Origin of the sequence: Bacillus sp. CH_48 (genome assembly GCF_038008465.1) — a bacterium.
Taxonomy (GTDB): Bacteria; Bacillota; Bacilli; order Bacillales; family Bacillaceae_G; genus Bacillus_A; species Bacillus_A thuringiensis_S.
Window position 1 is genome coordinate 4,261,618 of record NZ_JBBOZF010000001.1, and the last position, 18,292, is coordinate 4,279,909.

The following is an 18,292-nucleotide window of genomic DNA, read 5'->3' on the forward strand; positions in this document are numbered from 1 at the left end:
TTATCGTAAAAACCAACCACTTGGCATTTTTAAATTGAACGAGGGAGTTTTTTTATGACAACGAATAAAAAACTGCCTAAATATCGGCAGATAGTAGATTATATGAAAGAAAAAATCGAAAACGGAGAATGGCCGATCGGAAGTAAGATCCCTAGTCAAAGGCAGTTAGCAAAATTATTTCATGTAAATCGAAGTACTGTAATAACTGCGCTCGATGAACTTATGGCAGATGGCTTAATTCAAGGGAAAATCGGAGCAGGAACAGTTGTAACAAATAATACATGGTCATTATTAGCGACGAATCCCCCGCCTGATTGGAGTGAATATGTAAAAGCTGGTATTCATAAACCTAGCAAGTTAATGGTACGAGAAATAAATGAAGCAGAAGCAAATAAAACACTTATCCATCTTAGTAAAGGTGAACTTGCACCTCAAATTTTCCCGCTAAAAACGATGCAGTCCATTATGAAAAACGTAAGTGACGAATTAGATTATTTCGGATACGAAGAACAAAAAGGTTTTTTACCGTTACGTGAGGCAATAAGTAACTACGTAAAATCATTCGGAATACATGTATCACCGGGTTCTATATTAATCGTCTCTGGTGCATTACAAGCATTGCAATTAATATCAATTGGTCTTTTGCATAGAGAATCAACTGTTTTACTTGAACAACCTTCTTACTTATATTCACTTCATGTATTTCAATCAGCAAATATAAATTTATCTGGTATAGCTATGGATCATCACGGTATTTTACCTAACGAATTATTAAAACGCATTAAATACAGTCAAAAGAAAAACATTTTATATTCTATTCCTAGTTTTCAAAACCCAACTGGGATATTAATGTCTCAAGAACGAAGAAAAGAAATAATAAAGATATGTGAAAAGGAACAGTTACCTATTATTGAAGATGATATTTATCGTGAGTTATGGATTGATGAACCCCCTCCAGCTCCTTTAAAATCAATAGATAAACATGGACATGTATTATATGTTGGTAGTCTATCTAAAACACTTAGCCCAGGACTTAGAATTGGATGGATTATTGGACCTGAACCAGTTATTGAAAGATTGTCAGATATAAAAATGCAAACAGACTATGGATCGAGTTCGTTATCCCAAAGAGTTGCTGCTGAATGGATAAAAAAAGGTTTTTATGAAGAACATGTTGCAAACGTAAGAATTCAACTAAAAGAACGAAGACAAATCATGATACGGGCTTTAAATAAGTATTGTGCAGATATTGCCACTTGGGATATTCCTAACGGCGGATTCTTTATATGGCTTAAGGTTGTACCTAGCATTCCGATGAAGAAATTATTTTCAGAGGCACTATCAAAGGGAATTCTTTTAAATCCAGGACGTATTTATGAAGAAGAATCAGAACCGTACATTCGTTTATCATATGGATATGCTTCTCCAGAACAAATGACTCACGGGGTTAAATTGCTGAGTGAATTAATCCGTAAGCTAATGGCATAATAAATACTCCTCTTTTTCTATAGAGGAGTTTTTATGTATCTTATTTACCACAACCGCATTTCCTGCCCCAACACAATAAGTCCTTCATAAGGATCTCCTTCAATGTTTAATACTTGAGCAAAAGCAGGTTCTGTTTTTATACCGTTCTCTTTCAAGCGAAGAATTTCTTCCCTTATATGTGGATGCTGCATTAATAGCATGTGCTCTACTATCATATGTCTATATGCATTTTGGTTACGCACTGGCTTAGGCTGAGCAAATAATTCAAATTCAAAACCTTCGAATTCAAAATTTACCTTTATCGATTCAGTACCTTTCATTTTTTTCTTTTTTATATTGAACCCTCTATAAGAACCATATAAAGACCTCATTTCCTGCTCAAAAACATCAAAGTTATGTACTTCCATTACTATATCTAAGTCAGATTGGAGAGTATCAATTCTTATAGGGATTGTCCCGCAAAGAACGGGACTATACAAAGCTAAATCCTCCATTATGTTTAGTTTATTTAAAACATCATATACCTTTTGTTGTTTGTCATTCCCTGATTGTAAATATGTAATAGATGTAAACATGGAAGTCTCTCCTTCATTTCACGTAATACGTGGCTCACTAAAATCAAGAAAAATTTGTCCGTTTAAATTTGTTCTAGGATTACCTTTATTTCAATATATTAAGGCCAACAAACAATATGTTTCAACTTTTCTCCTATACTGCAATACTATAAAAATAAAAAAGGAGGAATTATTATGAGCATTTTTAACATTCTTTTAACCATACACATACTATTTGGAACAATATGCTTAATCACTGGTATTGTAGCGATGGTTGCTCAAAAGAAGAAAGGAAAACATACTGAATGGGGCGAGATATATCATGCATCCTATGTTGTCATTACCCTTACGGCAATAATATTATCCATTATCAACTGGGATAAAATCGCATATTTATTTTATGTAGCAATCTTCTCTTATTCATTTGCAATTTATGGATACCTCGCACGAAAAAAACGTTGGAAAAATTGGCTCCATCACCACATTAGAGGTATGTTAGGTTCTTATATAGGTGCAGTCACCGCACTTTTAGTAAATGTCGGCATCCATATTCCCATTATAAATTTACTTCCGCCAATATGGTTTTGGTTTTTACCCACATTAATTGGTATCCCCCTCGTAGCCAGTGTATCAAAAAAATATAAAAAGCGTAGTTAAAATTAATTACATTTTGATTACTTTCTGATTATTAGAATGAAAAATTATACTCTATATATTACGAATGATATTATGAGCACTCGTCCTATGAACATCTATAATAAAATGCCGCCCAACAGGACGGCTCTTATTTTTACTTTACAAATGTAACATATTCACCAGAAACCCATTGATTTCCACCAACATTATACCAACCATCTTTATATCCAAACGATTGATATTTTGCACCTTGGTACACATTTTTCACAATACCGTAATTTGTTCCTGGTCCGGTACGAACACGCAATACATCCGCTATTATAGTAACTACGCCTACACCATCGTTTGATGATTGTGAAGTTGCGGGTACATTTCCTCCCGTATAACGAATATATGATGGATCGTTATAAATCCACTGATCGCCACCTAAATTTAACCAGCCATTTGATTGCCCAAATACTTTGTAGGACTCTCCTTTCCCTAATTGGCGAATAACACCATATCCAGTACCAGGTCCTTTTCGTAAATTTACATTGCTACCGTTAATATAAGCTACCCCTACACCATCATTCGTTGGAGGAGGAGTCGCTACGTTTTGAAAACCTTTTCCAAAAGTATCCATTCCATACCCTTTGTAGTTATATTGCAAATGCGGGCTATCCACAAATCCTTTCCAGTCACCGCCCCATTCAAAGCCAATTTGTTTAGCATAACGAATTGCTGATGCCCACGGTTCTTTATTATAGCCATTCCAATCTTCTGTACCATTCGACTGAATTGGAACAAAATCTAATGCTTGTCCTACTAAGTGATATGAGCGCATCGTTTGCGATGCTCCTTTACGAACATATTCACGTTGTTGCTCGACCGTACGGATTGTTTCGTAAATTAACACTTCAATACCATTGTCAATGCAGTACTGATACCACTTAAAAGCGGCAGCTTTCGTATTATCCGCTAATTTATTCAGATTACTTACATTTCTATTGTGGTATTTCAATATGCAACATCTCCTTTTCTATTATCATATGCAAAATTCGTCTCATGGGTTGTACATATACCTAGAACGATACGAAGTACAAATACATAAGAAGCCAATTCATCTAAAAAGGTTTTCACTTCTAGCTTCAAACTTTGTAAACTGAAATCAAAGCAATAAAAAACCACAACCTAGGTCTTCCAGTTGCGGTTTTTGGTATTTTCTTTTGATATGATACATGCCTTCTTGCATTGATAATCCTAGTATACAGGTTGTGTAAATTTTCCCTTTATGAATAACACTACTTATTCATGATTTTTCAAATCCAATATTGAATGTAAATGATCTGGATAATTGGTAAACATCCCGTCGACTCCCCATGCAAGTAACTTTTTCATATCATTTTCATTATCTACTGTAAATGGATGAACTTCTAATCCACTTTTCTTTATTTTCTTTACATAATCTGAATCGATATATTTGTAATTCATACCAAGACCTATGCAGTACATTTTATACTTTTCTATCTCTAATTTTGTTAATTGAACTGCTTTTTTATAAGGTAATAATTGTACTATGGATATATTACTATTTAAGCTATGAATCTTTTGTAGACTTTCTTCACTAAACGATTGAATAATAACTTTATCCTGTATTTCGTAGTAATTAATAATTTCTAATAATTTTTCTTTCATTCCTAAATATTCATCAGGTGATTTTGTTTCGATATAATAGTTCGCGTTATGCCCAAACGTTTCAATAATTTCTTTTAATGTTGGGACTTTAGCATTTTCAAATTCTTTCTTTGCTAAGTTCGGATATTTTTCATTAAAAAAAGAACCTGCATTTAGTTGCTTTATTTCTTCTAATGTATGCTCTTTCACTAGCCCAGTACCATTTGTTGTACGATTTAAGGTTTCGTCATGCATAGCCACTAAATGTCCATCTTTTGTCATTTGGAGGTCAATTTCTATATAATCTCCATTCATTTGTTGTCCTAATTTATATGCTGCTATTGTATGTTCAGGTGCGTACGCAGAAGCACCTCTATGTGCGATATTTTTTATATGATTTGATTGATTAATAGCTTTAGTATACTTATGTTCATTTATTTTCTGAAAAACAAAGATACTTATTACTATAAAGGCACAAATTATTGTAACAAGATATATCTTTTTCATAACGATTTATAAGCTCCTATATAAAGACGATTTAACTAGAATGATTTACTCAATTAAATGTCGATTTTCCAATACAGTCATTTTACCGATAGCTTGAAATCCCGATTTTTTATAAATATTGATTCCATCGTGTGAAGCTTGTAATACACAATAAGTATTTTTAAATTTTTGTGCTTCTTGCAGAAGGAAATTGAACATAGTAGATCCGAACCCTCGTCCTCTCATTCCTTCTTTAGTTGCTATGTCATAAATACCAATACTATCTTTTGAACATATCAATGAACCAACAGTTACGACTTCACCTTCATATAACCCTAAAAATAATTTCAGATTCTCACTGTTACATATATCAAGATTAGAAATTTGATTATAGAATGCTTGTACATGTATACCTTCTTCTGATGTGCCGAATAGATGAGCTAACGTTTCTCCAAATTTATTTATTTGTCCAGGGGAAGCTGCTTGTTGAATAGTAAAACTTACTGGCATGTTTATTGTTGGGGAAATTGTTTTTAAGTCTGCTACCATCGCAATATTCTGTTCCACTTCTTTTAAACCGATTTTAATTAACTCACTTTTTATATCCCGCTCTTGCTCCTCATCCCATAACCAAACACTCATTGGAAAATTTCTTTGATAATAGTATTCTACCTCTTTATATAATTTCTCGATCCCTTCCGTTAAATTATTGTTTAGTAGAGTGATGATATTAAATGTATCGGCAGGTAATCCACAATCAACAGCAATATAATCTTTCGTTTTTTTTATACTCATTCCGGGCACAAATTGTGCAATATATGAAGTTTTAAATGCAAAGTTATCTAGTAATAGTTGTTTATAATTCATCAATAGTTCTCCTTTTCATAAAAAGTAACACTCGAATTTTTCTATATTAAATATAACATATTAGAAATTTACCATTTTCTATAAAAAGTACCTCTTTAAATTGTGCTCTATAGTTTAAAATAATTAAAAATGATATAACGTTGTCGGAATGAAAAAAGTGGTATATAATAAATATTAACATTACTAGTAATTATTTTAGGTATTCCTAGAATAAAGGAGCGATACATATGAAAATTACTATTTATTTCGGAAGTCATGAAGATCAAGATGTTCGTACTATGGACTGTCATTTAGATGTAGAAGATACAGAAGAGATTGTTTCTGTATCATAATATAAATAGTTAGGGTAAACCCTATTCCTTACAGCGTTTAAGGCACCTTTTATAAGGTGTCTTTTTTGTTATATTTTCATCAAAAACCCTTTACTTTATAGCGTTTTAATAGTAAAATATAAATATACGAACAAACGTTCTTTTTATTTTAAACGTACATGAAGGGATGATTTTAACAATGGCTCCATTAAAGCGCAGAGGAAGAAAAAAGCAAGCACCTATTATTTCAAATACAGGCTTTATCGGCTCTGTCTTTATTGATACATTGGAGTTACAAAAGAAATCCTATTATTTCGCTCGTAAAAAACTTCAAATTGTTCATCACGTATTAGATGGTCTCTCTGGAGCAACAAGTGCTTTATTTAAAGAACATAACATTTCAGCATACATGTCATGTGTGTATTTACATAAACAAAAGAAAATTGGTTTTGTTCTTTCAACGAAACCATTTGAACAAAGTGATGGCGTTGCTTATTTTGTAAATTATTTAATCGAAAAGAATTTTTACGGCGACCATGACGAAGATGTAGAATATCAAGAAGTATTTAATACAGGTTTTATCGGTGTAGTATTCGCTGATTTGTCTAGTATAGATCGCTTTAATTTCGAGTTTGAAATGGGTATGCTAACGAAATTAATGAAAGATATGATTATTCCGGTTAAAGAACTCTTTTTACGCCATAATGTACCGGCTTACATCTCCACTTCTCATTTAGAAGAACAAAACAAATTAGGTTTCGTTCTCTCTGTAAAGCCATATGATGAACGCGCTGAAGCTGATTTATATTTTGAAGCGTATTTAAAAGAACGAGGATTATTTATTGGTGATGAAGAAGATGATATTGATAAAATTGTTATTAGAAAAACAGCTGAATTACGATAGAAAAGCGCAGGATGCTGATCCTGCGCTTTTTATAATTTATGAAACTGATTTACCAAATAAACGGTATTAGTTTTTTTGTATTCTGTTTATACACTGTAAATTGTTCTCCATACTTTATCTGTAAGTAAGCATCAGATTTTGGAATATAATAAATACAAAGAACAGGCCTAGAGATATAAACAAACTATAAATATTGCTAGAGATAAATGCTAAACCTAACACCCAAAGGCAATCCCCCAGATAATTAATATGAATCGCATATTTAAATAAACCGCCTGTATATAGCTTACCTTGATTTACAGGATTATCTTTAAAGGATTTTCTAAGTAGCTCTGAAACTGTGTTTAACATACTTCCTCCTAAAAATAATATCCAACCTATTGTAAGTAATATTAAATTAGGATCCTGATTACTAGTAATCATTAAGATTGGAAAACCTAAATAATAAATTCCAAAAGCAATACTGTTCATAATGGCTTCTTGCCATGAAATCCCTCTAGGCAACCATATAAACATCATAGCTGTTAATCGTAAAGTGGTGATAATTAAAGCTATAAACAACCCTATTGAAATGCCTTGTTTGAAATAAGTAATGAAAAGCAAGTAAAACGCAATGATTAGATAGATAATCTCAGTAACTAAAATTAATATTTTTTCTTTTATTGTTGGCCGGTTTATACCATACATTGTGATACACCCCTTCCTTTATTCATTTTATAGGAAAATATACTTCTATGATGTTATTCTCCTCCTGTGTGCTATAAGGATTCGTTTTATAAACTTCAAACGGAGCGCCATTCAGTTTATAGTTATTTTCTTCAATCCAAACATGTAGCTTTGTATGAATAAAAGGTAATTCTTCGTAAGAACCAATAAGCGTAGCCATTGCGCAAAGACCGGGATTAAACACTTTTGTTTTATTAGTGGCTTCTGCAAGGGGAATCGCAATTTCTACATCATAATTTTCAGGTACATATTCTGAACTATGGAATATAGCAAGTGTTTTTGCACTAGGTAATAAATTTTCAAATGAAATTTTACTAAACAACTCATTAAAGTGTGTTAGGAAATCAGCGGTATTAATTTATTTTCGCTGAGATAATATATTATAGGTTAAGTGATTTACAAGATTAATCTCAATATGATTTAAGTAACCTATGTACTTTAACTGGAGAGGACTTGTACTACGCGTTCATATAAATTTTATAGACGTTAAGGATTTTGTTTTATGGGAAGTGTTCTTGCTATGGAATCGGAATTGTAAATATAGATGAACGTGATTCAAATCAAAAAAAGGTACTCCTAGAAGTACCTTTTTAACTATTCTATATGTGCGAACGTTTTCAAAAATTATTGGATATAAATTGACGTACGCATTGTATTAAATGGCGCGTTTATAGATGTTTTTTGGTATTCAAATGTTCCTTGTTGATGTCCAGACGCATCCCATTTGTAATACCAGCCAACGATTGGTTTTCCGCCGATTATTGTGGATCCAATACTTTTTACATTAGAACCATTCATTTTAGTAAACGGATTTTGACCGTATCCCATCTCTTTCGTTGTAATATATAAGTATTTTCCCCCGTGGTTACGTGTTGTGCTAAAGCTGTTTTGGTTAATTGTTTCTACTCCGCCCAGCTCAGACTCTACTTGTACGACGTTTAGTGAAGTAAGTGGTGCTGCTGGTCCAGCTGAAGCTTCTGTTGCCATCCCTAATCCGACGAACGCTGTGATTGCTAACGATGAAATCCCTAGTGCTGCTTTTTTAAACATAAAAAACATCCCCTTCCATCTATTGTTTTCTCTTTCATTGTCAATATAATCCTAATAATCTTATATGTAAATAGATTGTAACTGCAGAAATAAAAGGTAGAATATTCTGATTTATTAGCATTTAAAAATATGACTTCAACTTTTTTCGTTAAAGATAGTCATCAATCTCTAACTACTCTAACTACCTAATGACCTCAAATAAACGCTATTCAAGTCATTTTAAGAGGTACAAAAGACCTTATAGTATATAAGGTCTTTCCCAACACTCTGAAAAAAACCGTGAATGATTCACGGGTTTTACTTTAATAACTAATTGCTATTGTTCCCTCACCTGCATGAACCGCAAATGAAATTGGTAATGGATATAATTTGAAATCTATTTCGGGGAATGCTTGTTTAATATCTGCAATCCATTCTTCCGCTCCAGCTTTATCGTTAGCATGGAACATATGAAGTACTTTTGGTAATTCTTTTTCAAGTTCATTTTTAATATATTCTCGACATTTTTGGATTTTACGAACTTTCTTTTCAAGTAAAAGCTCTCCACCTTTTACTTCTAGTATTAAGTTCACACTTAATAAACTTCCAAGTAAAAATTGAATACCCTTTACACGACCACTCGCATATAAACCTTTTAAACTCTTTGGGAATACATGAAAAGGTCTTCTTTTTTCATCTACTAATGTTTTGTGTATATCTTGTAAAGTCATACCATCATTGTATAACGATTTCGCTTTTCTAATTAATTCATCCATTGGATAACTTGTTGTTTCACTGTCTAATACAGTTAATGGAAAACCTGCCATTTCTGCAGCTAACTTCATATTTTGATAGGTTCCACTTACTTTTCCGCTAATAGCAACTGCAAATCCTTCTTCATATTCTTCTTTGCATTTTGTAAACAACTCTACCATTTCCCCAATATTAGGTTGTGAAGTAGTGACTGTTTTACCTTCGTTTAACGCATTATAAACCCGTTCACGTACACCTTCTTCACAATCTTTGTACGAAATTCCATCAATAATAACTTCGATTGGGATAACAAAGTTATCTCCTTCTGTTTTAAAATTCGCAGTTGTACTATCAGTAATCCAAGCAACACGCTTCATGTTGTTCCTCCCTTAATTCAATTCCTCTTTTCTAATTTTTCTATATATTTATGTTATAAAAAGAGAATATCCCTGTAATAGTAACAGGACTTTATTATTTTGGCTATAGTAGATGTATATTAAATGTGACTATTTCTTGTCTATTCCACAAATAAAAAGAAAATCAAGGAATTTGCTCGATTTTCTTCTTATTCATATACTATTTAAAAGTTTCATTATCTAAAATTACAACATAATCATTCGTTAATCTTCCTGCCTCTTTTGTATAACTAACAAGCCTTTGTATATTATCACAGCAAATTTTTGCTCCCCATACGAGTAACGGTACGCCAATAAAATCGATATGGAACCTTCTAGAAAACAGACCACCAAAAGTCATTGGTAAAGGTACGGTTGGTGATGTATTAGAAAAAATAATTTTTTCATGACTTTGATAATGTTTTTGCAAGATTTCTCCTAAATGCTTCATCGCTGGTACAACAACTTTTGATGCGCCACATCCAATCGTATATACAGGATGACCGTTTTCGTCTATTCCATGAAAAATAATTTTTCCCATATCTTCTGTTTTCAATTTATTAAAGTAATCTACATTCAAAATTTCTTCTTTTGTTAACTTACGATCCGTTGGTAATTTATTTAAATGATATGCTGCAGCTAGTGATGTTGTATGTGTACCGCCGAAGTCTGTGTAAATGTATATCATATTATCATCCCTTGTTGTAAAAGTTCAATGTTATTTAGTATTACCGTTCGCAACAATGTTAAACAAGGGATGCATGTATTTACGCTTTTTGTGTTAATTCATTATATTTTTTCCAAATATAATAACGTCTACTAATTACGGTGCCTAATGTAATACATAAAAAGGCATTTGTTACAACCATTAGTGTCTGGTGCGTGCTACCAGAAAACATACTTTGTTTAATAATAATTTTTGCTCCTAAAATAACAAGAAGAATTATTGTACTTACCCAATTTCCTTTCCGTAGTACATGACCCGTTTCACTATCTAATCGAAATGTTAAAGCTTTCCCCCGTATAATTCCAATACCTAAGCCAATTCCAAGCATTACAAAAAACAGTAGTCCTTGCAGCAAAGTTATTTGTCCCATACGAATAATGGACTGAACTGTTACAAAGCACAACAAAGCCGGAATGAGCCAAATACGGTTTATTTTCACTTTTCGTTCTTTACTTTGCATCAAAACAATAATAAGAACAACAAGTAAAATATCCATTTAGAATCCTCCTATAAACTTGTTTATCTTTAAAGATTATATTCTCCTCTTTTCATTCCATAATTGAAATACAATAGCTACTTTCAAGTGTAAGATGGAAAATGTGAGTTCTCATCAGCCTTAAGCATTATTTATAAAAATAAAAAGACGTACTTTTTACTCGTACGCTTTTAATAACTCGTTTAAACTCCTATTTATCAACTAATTCCACACCTTTAGAATTAGTTTTACCCAACAATCGAATGTTAAATTTATTAATAGCTTTTAAAAAGATATTATAAATACAATATCCAACAATAGAACCTATAACATTACAGATCACATCATCAATATCAGTAATACGTCCCACTCCACTAAATAAAGACTCAATTAATTGTAGCAATTCAATACTAACTGATATAGCAAATCCTAATAAAATATTATTTTTGAATTTCGTATATTTATCCCATAAGATTGGTGCTGAAAATCCTAAAGGCATTAATAATAAAATATTCCCGCCTACATTTCTTACAATTAGACCAATCATAAACAGGGCATCCCCATCATAAGCACTACCAATTTGATTGATGTCTTTAATAATTGATGCAAATGGTATTATATTGACCGAGCGATTCAGATTTTCAACATTAGAAGGAAAACCAATTGGTAAAGGGAATAAAGTTACTGCAACAACCATACAAATGTAGACCACGAATAAAAAACTTATTATTTCTTTCCACCAAATCACATGTTTTTTATTTTTGGTACCAATTAATATTCCACGTACAATTAAATAACAAATAACCCCTAAAATAATAAACAAACTACCGTTGATCATATACAAATTGCTAACACGCCCTTTCATATGAATGAATAATTAAAATTTACAACTATATAGTAATGTTTTCGAATTCCAAAATCTATATAATTGTATATATTTTTATGAAATTATAAAACCCTTTATTTACTAAATAAAGGGTTTCTCGTTAACTAAAATATTTTTCAAAATAGAAACTATCATGAACCCGTTTAAATTATTTTTGTATCTCTTCTTTAATATCCATATAATTAAAAAGCTCTTTCTATTTCTGTCATTAATTTTTCGGGTCCTGCCCCTTTATTCGATGGAATAACTAAAGTGATTCCTAATTCTGGATATATAGACGAGCGAAAACTGACGCCTGGATCATATCCCATTATATGATATTTGAATACCTTGTTTTCTCGTGTTTCAATCCATATTCCATAGCCGTAAGACTGTTTATCATTTACTTGAATGTGGGGAGTTAAAAGTAACTTTGTATATTCCTTTCCTAAAATTTCATTATTAAATAGTGCCGCCCAAAATTTCAGCATGTCTGGTGCAGTAACATATGCACCTCCATCAGCTCCTCCTTTTATTGGTATAGAGTAGGCGTTTGTTCTCCAATTTTGGTTAGTTTCATCCTTTATATATCCTAGTGCTGTATGTCTTGGTAATCTATCTAAAGAAAAATAGCCAGAATCATTCATACCAATTGGATTAAATATGTTCTTTTCTATATACTCCGTAAATTTAAATCCCGTCTGTTCTTCTATTATTAATCCGAGTATGATAAAACCTGCATTGTTGTAGTGAAACTTACTTCCAGGTGTAAACATCATATTACTGTTTTGGAATAATGGTAAAAAATCTTTTAAGCTCTTTAATAGATACATAGGTGTTTGTTTCCAAAGATCTTCGAAGTTATCCATAATACTTTCATCAAAATAATCTGGTATACCAGCGCTATGCGTTAGTAGTTGATGTATTGTAATATCTTCATCAAAGTTTGGAAATTTTATCTCTAGACAATCTTTTAATTTTGTATGAAAAGAAATAACACCTTTTTCAACAAGTTGACAGATGCCAATTGCAGTGAAAATTTTACATCCTGAGGCAATGCCGAATCTTGTTTGTATCGTATTGCTTATACATTCACTTTGGTTTGCGTAACCCAATGCTTTTTCATAGACTAGGTTTTTTTCTTTTTTTACTAAAACTACTCCAGAGAAATCTATTTCCTTTTGTATTTCTTTTACAATTTTATTAATCTCATCTTTTGTTTTTATCACGACAACCACCCTTATCTTTCCAAATTGTTCTTTCCCCTTATTAATTTTTCCATATAAAGGGGAAAGAACCCTCTTATTGAATACGATAAATTGTTAATGAGAACACAAAGTTTATTTCGAATTTATCCCGCATTAACGGACAGTAAGACCCCCACCTCAAAATTCAGTGGAAGTTAAGCGGGGGATGAACAAAACCCCCACTGATTAAAGTTTCACTTTATTGATTCAGTAGAATACAACTTAGATTGCAATGGGAATAAAGTAAACACACACAATACGATAGTGATAAATAACATTATTAATGACCCTACAATAACTACAAGTTGTATAGAAATGAACTGAGTCGCAACACCAGATAATATTGTAATAAAAATTGTTACTAACGCAATAATAAGCCCATATATACTCCCGATCCGTCCCATCATATGAACAGGGATGTTATTTTGGTAAAATGTATAAAATCCTGTATTTGCATATGCCATCGAAAAAGATAAAATAAAGAATCCAATAGCAGCTATTAAAAATACATTTGAAAAGGCATAAATTAAATAACCAATTGCGATGAATAATGATCCTATTCCAATTAGAAATGAAGGTGCTAATTTCTTTGACAAAATTGTATTTATTATGGCACCTAATATATAGCCTGCACCAGCTATACTAACTAGAAAACCGTATTCACTATCTGTTAGTAGTAATACCTCTTTCGCAAACGATAGTTCAAGTGAATCAGTAGCAGTTGCTAATACGAACATACTTTGAAATAAGAAATACACATATACGACATACACATGTTTTCTACTAAAATTTATAACAGTGCTCCAATCTTTTTTTAATACTGTAAGGGATAATGTATTACTAGTTGTATCCGAATCTTTTTTCTTATCAAGGTTGGGTAAAAGTAATGTAATTAATCCTGATAAGAGAAATGCTATAGCATTCATATATATAGCGAATTCTGGTGTACCCGCAATTAATAATCCCCCCGCTACTGCTGGTCCAATTAGTGATGCACCAGATCCTATTAAACTACGTAGTGAGTTGAAACGTTGTCTTCGCTCTACTGGAATTAATTTCGTCATATACGTCATAGCAGTTGACTCATAAATTGCACTGGCCATACTTATAAAGAATACGAATACATAAACAATCCAAAGTGACGGAAGTAAAGGTAAAATAGCGATAAATAACGCACGATATATATCGAGGTGAATCATTAACTTCCGTTTATTTAAACGATCAATCATACTCCCAGACCAAGCGTTTGTAAATAAAGTGGCTAATGGTTTTATTACATATAAAGTAGCAACAGCTAAGGCTGAGCCACCCATATTATAGACAAGTACATTCAGTGCTATTAAGTAAATCCATGCCCCTAAATTCGCAATACCAACTCCGGACAATAGTAATAAAGGATATTTCCAATCTTTAAGTAAGTTTTTCATTTTTGGCCCCCGCTTTCCAAATTGTTTTACAACAATAAAAAAATCCCACCCCCAAGACTTTTAATCTTAGGGACGAGATTATCATCGCGGTGCCACCCTAGTTTGTTAATATGTCACCATACTAACCTTATCAGGTACTGCATTCTCATTCATGCTTATACCATAGCTCTATAACGGGAGCTCCCGTCACACCACCCCCTTCATAACAGGTTCCGGTGTACTGCTCAGAGGCTTGATTCAATAAAGAATTTTTACTCCTTTTCAGCTAAATGGAGCTCTCTGTGAAAAATTCATTTTATTTACTATTCTCTTCACTGCATTTGATTTTTTCCATATTATCACAAATGATTTTAACTGTAAATAAAAAATAATCATATTTAATAACGTATTATTATTAATTCGCTTATTTATTATTTTTTCTAAAAATTACGGTGCGTGAAATTACTTATAACTCTAAAGAAAGAGCCATTTTCATATAGCTCCTTCCAAATACCTGAATTAATTCGTATTCGCCTCTGTTAACGGTTGTAACGGCGGTTCTAATTCTATTTCTAGTGTATCTCCTTCTTGTAAACCTTGTCCTTTTTCAATACTTTGGCTCGTTACATAACCCGTACCAGAAGTTTTCAAATCTAATTTCAAAAGCTTAGAGAAATACATAACATCACGCATGGACCAACCTTTTACATTTGGCATATGTGCGTTATTTCCTAATAAAAATATACGATCTCCTTCACTTATTACCTCGCCAGACTGTGGGTATTGTTTTATTATTTTTCCTTCTCCTAAAATTACCGGCTGTAGCTTCTCTTTTTCTACACTTTTCTCTATTGTATCCATCGATTTATTTACATAATTTTGCACTTTTAATTGAGATTGTTTCGCTGCATCAGCTATTTGTTTTTCTGTATACGGTTTCACTTTTAAATATTCAAGGCTGTTTTTTATAACAGGTTTAAATATTTCAGCAAGAGGCTGAGCTCCATACTCATCTCCTTTTAACTTTGGCTGCTTAATAGCTAAGTATACGATTAACTCCGGATCATCAATTGGAGCCATTCCTAAAAAGGAAAAAATGTAATTCTCTTTCCCTTCCATATATCGGCCGTTTTCAGGATTCGGGATTTGTGCTGTTCCTGTCTTACCTCCAATTGGATAACCATCCACTTTATACATTGTACCAGTTCCTTTTGAAGATGTTATAACACGCTCCATTAAGCTTCTAACCTTGTCCGCTGTTTCTTTTTTTATCGGATTCCCAATTTCTTTCGGTTGATTTTCCATAATAACTTCTTTGTTTGTTGGATTTACAATTTTATCAACGATATATGGTTGCATCATTTTCCCGTCATTTGCTATTGCAGTAGCCGCTTGGATTAATTGAATAGGAGTTACTGTAGAACCTTGGCCGAAAGAAGTTGTAACTTGTTGAATTTGCGTATTTAATAATAAAGTATTTTTACTTTCACCAGGTAAATCTATTCCTGTTTTTTGATTGAATCCAAATTTATTCATATATTGCTTAAATTTATTTGGTTTCAGTAACTGATCTTCTAAAATAGAGAAAGCTACGTTTGATGACCTTTCAAAACCTTCATCAAACGTAATTGATCCCCATCCAAATCCACCATTATGATCTTTTATATCAGATGAACCCACGGAATATTTTCCAGATTGAAAATATTCTTTTCCGTTATATACACCTTCATTAATGGCAGCTGCTAACGTAAAAACTTTCATTGTTGAACCTGGTTCATATGCATTTGCAATCGGATCATTTAAAAAGTATTCGATATCACCTACATTAGGATTGTAACTAGGTTTACTAGACATTGCTAAAACCTTTCCTGTTTTTGGATCAGCAATAATTCCAATTAACATAGAAGGATCATAATGCTCTTGTGCTTTGTTCATCGCTTCTTCTAAAAAGCTATTAATTTGTTTATCAAGGGTTAAATATACGTTATTCCCATTTTTAGCAGGTTCTACTTTACCTATATCATTCGTAAGCGGAATCCCCCTTCGTGTACCCACATATTCTATATTCCCGTTTGTAGAGCGCAAATATTTATCCAAACTCTTTTCAAGCCCAAACTTTCCTTCTGTATTCCCTTTATCATCTGGTCTAGCAAAACCAAGTATATAGGATGCAAAGTCTTCATTCGGATACACTCTTGCTTTTTCCGTCATAAAAGATACACCTGGTATTTTTAAATTATTAATTTTTTCCTTCGTTTCCCTAGATAAGTTCCGACCAATTTTTCCAATTTCAACTTGTGTACGCCCTTCATGCAAGTTTTTCAATACTTCTTCTTTATCAATTTCAAGCGCATCGGCTAATTGTTGTGCGGTTTCATCTTTATTTTTCACTTTATCTTTTCCTTTTAAATTCACAACAACTCGATACGTTGTAGAATCTTGTACTAACACCTTCCCGGTTTGGTCATAGATAGTACCACGATTCGCTTCTAAAACACCTTTTTTATTATGTTGTTCATTCGCTAGATCCTTTACATTCACATTATGCACGACTCCTACTGCCTGAATATAGAATATACGCAAAATCATAATAAGAAACAAAACAATAAAAGCAATCATCATATATCGAGCGCCTTTATTCGTTTGGAGTTTTTGCATACTTATCTCCTCTCTTTTGGAATGGATTCGTACGAAGATACGTTTTTAAATTTGTAATTTTTGTTTGCGATACTATATGTTTCGAAGTTTTCTTTTTAATTCCTTTAAAACAATGCAAAACTAACTGTTGTTATTTTGTGTCATTATTTTATATAATTTAAATTCGGTGCGTGAAATTTCAAAATATTAATTAGTACAACTTGATTACAGAGCACTCTAAACTCTTTTCGTATTTCCTATAAAAAAGTTCCCCTCTGGATGTCCAAAGGGGAACTTTTTTATAATACAATTATGCGATATGGTTATATTTCGCTAAGAAAGGAATTCGTCTCGCTACTAATGCATACATTTTGAATACAAGTTTCGCTATTGGTTCAAACATACGTGCACTTTGCATTACTAATGCGCTCATAATAAGTGTTAAGAATGCTGCACCAAGTATATCTAAAGGATAATGAACACCTACGTACATACGTGATATACCGACTAATACTGCCCATAATAGCGCGATATATTTCAGTTTTTCTCCTCTAAGAATAAATACGAAGACGATTGAAAATACAAGTACAGAATGATCGCTAACGAATGATGAATCTGCTGCATGTGGTACTAATTGATGTACATCATGTGATACGAACGGACGCGGATGGTAATATACTGCGTGTATAAGAACATTTACTAATAATGCAAAAATAACCGAAAGCGTCGTATATAAAACTGTATATTGTTTTCTAATTGCCTTATCTTTCTTTCCATTATTAAACCATAAGATAAGCATAAATAAAATGGCTACGTATGCAGCGCTATTTGTAATAGCAACCATTAACGTATCTAATAGTTTGGATGAATCAGCAAAATTATTAAACCACTGAAATACTGTGTAATTCATTAAACTCTCTCCTTACATACAAGTGTTCTTGATTTACACAGTATACAATACCATTATGAAAATAGGCTTAAACTTTTTTCATCTAATTCTCATTTTACTATTATTCATATGACAATTATAAAACAAATTTTATACGCAATTTATGTATAAAGCTGGTAAGCCTTTATAATAAGGCGGTTCGTATTTTTTCATGTTTGGGATACATAACATATTCATTTAAATA

Annotated in this window: 18 protein-coding genes, 1 pseudogene and 1 other annotated feature; of the genes and pseudogenes, 3 read left to right on the plus strand and 16 right to left on the minus strand. The window is 32.2% G+C overall.

Features of this window, described 5'->3' with window-relative positions; translation table 11 throughout:
* Positions 1–54: 54 nt before the first annotated feature.
* Positions 55–1,488: an efflux pump transcription regulator NorG gene (gene norG, locus N2V92_RS21495; RefSeq protein ID WP_000210495.1), complete on the plus strand. Its 1,434-nt coding sequence runs from the start codon at positions 55–57 to the stop codon at positions 1,486–1,488.
* Between the two features lie 44 nt (positions 1,489–1,532).
* Here the strand turns inward: norG and N2V92_RS21500 are convergent, their stop codons facing one another.
* Positions 1,533–2,063, minus strand: coding sequence for a DUF4269 domain-containing protein (locus N2V92_RS21500; RefSeq protein ID WP_000495184.1), 531 nt, complete (start codon positions 2,061–2,063; stop codon positions 1,533–1,535).
* 174 nt (positions 2,064–2,237) lie between these two features.
* Between N2V92_RS21500 and N2V92_RS21505 the strand changes: the two genes are divergently transcribed.
* Complete coding sequence (locus N2V92_RS21505) at positions 2,238–2,699, plus strand: DUF2306 domain-containing protein (RefSeq protein WP_000021744.1); 462 nt, start codon at positions 2,238–2,240, stop codon at positions 2,697–2,699.
* Between the two features lie 133 nt (positions 2,700–2,832).
* Here N2V92_RS21505 and N2V92_RS21510 read toward each other — a convergent pair whose 3' ends face one another.
* From N2V92_RS21510 to N2V92_RS21525, 4 genes are all read right to left on the minus strand, one after another.
* The gene (locus N2V92_RS21510; RefSeq protein ID WP_000873733.1) at positions 2,833–3,678 is read right to left on the minus strand and encodes an SH3 domain-containing protein; all 846 of its coding nucleotides are present in this window, start codon (positions 3,676–3,678) and stop codon (positions 2,833–2,835) included.
* Entirely contained in the window at positions 3,675–3,845 is a 171-nt protein-coding gene (locus N2V92_RS21515) for a hypothetical protein (protein ID WP_000232343.1), read from the minus strand. The genes N2V92_RS21510 and N2V92_RS21515 overlap by 4 nt, the downstream gene beginning before the upstream one ends.
* Positions 3,846–3,962: 117 nt before the next feature.
* Positions 3,963–4,838, minus strand: coding sequence for a glycerophosphodiester phosphodiesterase (locus tag N2V92_RS21520; protein WP_000725656.1), 876 nt, complete (start codon positions 4,836–4,838; stop codon positions 3,963–3,965).
* 45 nt (positions 4,839–4,883) lie between these two features.
* The gene (locus tag N2V92_RS21525; RefSeq protein ID WP_001107085.1) at positions 4,884–5,684 is read right to left on the minus strand and encodes a GNAT family N-acetyltransferase; all 801 of its coding nucleotides are present in this window, start codon (positions 5,682–5,684) and stop codon (positions 4,884–4,886) included.
* Between the two features lie 510 nt (positions 5,685–6,194).
* Between N2V92_RS21525 and N2V92_RS21530 the strand changes: the two genes are divergently transcribed.
* Positions 6,195–6,899, plus strand: coding sequence for a hypothetical protein (locus tag N2V92_RS21530; protein ID WP_000035353.1), 705 nt, complete (start codon positions 6,195–6,197; stop codon positions 6,897–6,899).
* Positions 6,900–7,013: 114 nt separating this feature from the next.
* Here the strand turns inward: N2V92_RS21530 and N2V92_RS21535 are convergent, their stop codons facing one another.
* From N2V92_RS21535 to N2V92_RS21585, 11 genes and pseudogenes are all read right to left on the minus strand, one after another.
* Complete coding sequence (locus N2V92_RS21535) at positions 7,014–7,586, minus strand: DUF1295 domain-containing protein (protein ID WP_003278526.1); 573 nt, start codon at positions 7,584–7,586, stop codon at positions 7,014–7,016.
* A gap of 22 nt (positions 7,587–7,608) precedes the next feature.
* Positions 7,609–8,058, minus strand: a pseudogene (locus tag N2V92_RS21540) (GyrI-like domain-containing protein); the annotation flags it as partial.
* Positions 8,059–8,249: 191 nt separating this feature from the next.
* Entirely contained in the window at positions 8,250–8,675 is a 426-nt protein-coding gene (locus N2V92_RS21545) for a DUF4879 domain-containing protein (protein WP_000472921.1), read from the minus strand.
* Positions 8,676–8,977: 302 nt separating this feature from the next.
* Entirely contained in the window at positions 8,978–9,784 is an 807-nt protein-coding gene (locus tag N2V92_RS21550) for a DegV family protein (protein WP_016077593.1), read from the minus strand.
* Between the two features lie 199 nt (positions 9,785–9,983).
* Positions 9,984–10,490 carry a DUF3189 family protein gene (locus N2V92_RS21555; protein ID WP_000639423.1) on the minus strand — a complete coding sequence of 169 codons (507 nt, stop codon included), beginning with the start codon at positions 10,488–10,490 and terminating at the stop codon, positions 9,984–9,986.
* Between the two features lie 79 nt (positions 10,491–10,569).
* Positions 10,570–11,025, minus strand: a complete 456-nt coding sequence (locus N2V92_RS21560) for a DUF1453 family protein (protein ID WP_000353715.1) — start codon at positions 11,023–11,025, stop codon at positions 10,570–10,572.
* Positions 11,026–11,215: 190 nt separating this feature from the next.
* Positions 11,216–11,848 carry a VanZ family protein gene (locus N2V92_RS21565; protein WP_000281840.1) on the minus strand — a complete coding sequence of 211 codons (633 nt, stop codon included), beginning with the start codon at positions 11,846–11,848 and terminating at the stop codon, positions 11,216–11,218.
* Between the two features lie 224 nt (positions 11,849–12,072).
* On the minus strand, positions 12,073–13,098 hold the full coding sequence (locus N2V92_RS21570) for a serine hydrolase domain-containing protein (protein WP_000598055.1): 1,026 nt from the start codon (positions 13,096–13,098) through the stop codon (positions 12,073–12,075).
* Positions 13,099–13,310: 212 nt separating this feature from the next.
* Positions 13,311–14,543: an MFS transporter gene (locus N2V92_RS21575; RefSeq protein ID WP_016077594.1), complete on the minus strand. Its 1,233-nt coding sequence runs from the start codon at positions 14,541–14,543 to the stop codon at positions 13,311–13,313.
* 65 nt (positions 14,544–14,608) lie between these two features.
* Positions 14,609–14,867 (minus strand) — a binding site (T-box leader).
* A gap of 174 nt (positions 14,868–15,041) precedes the next feature.
* A complete protein-coding gene (locus N2V92_RS21580) occupies positions 15,042–17,180 on the minus strand; it encodes a penicillin-binding protein (RefSeq protein WP_001170953.1) in 2,139 nt (712 codons plus the stop codon).
* 289 nt (positions 17,181–17,469) lie between these two features.
* On the minus strand, positions 17,470–18,069 hold the full coding sequence (locus tag N2V92_RS21585; RefSeq protein ID WP_001110130.1) for an undecaprenyl-diphosphatase: 600 nt from the start codon (positions 18,067–18,069) through the stop codon (positions 17,470–17,472).
* Positions 18,070–18,292 lie beyond the last annotated feature (223 nt).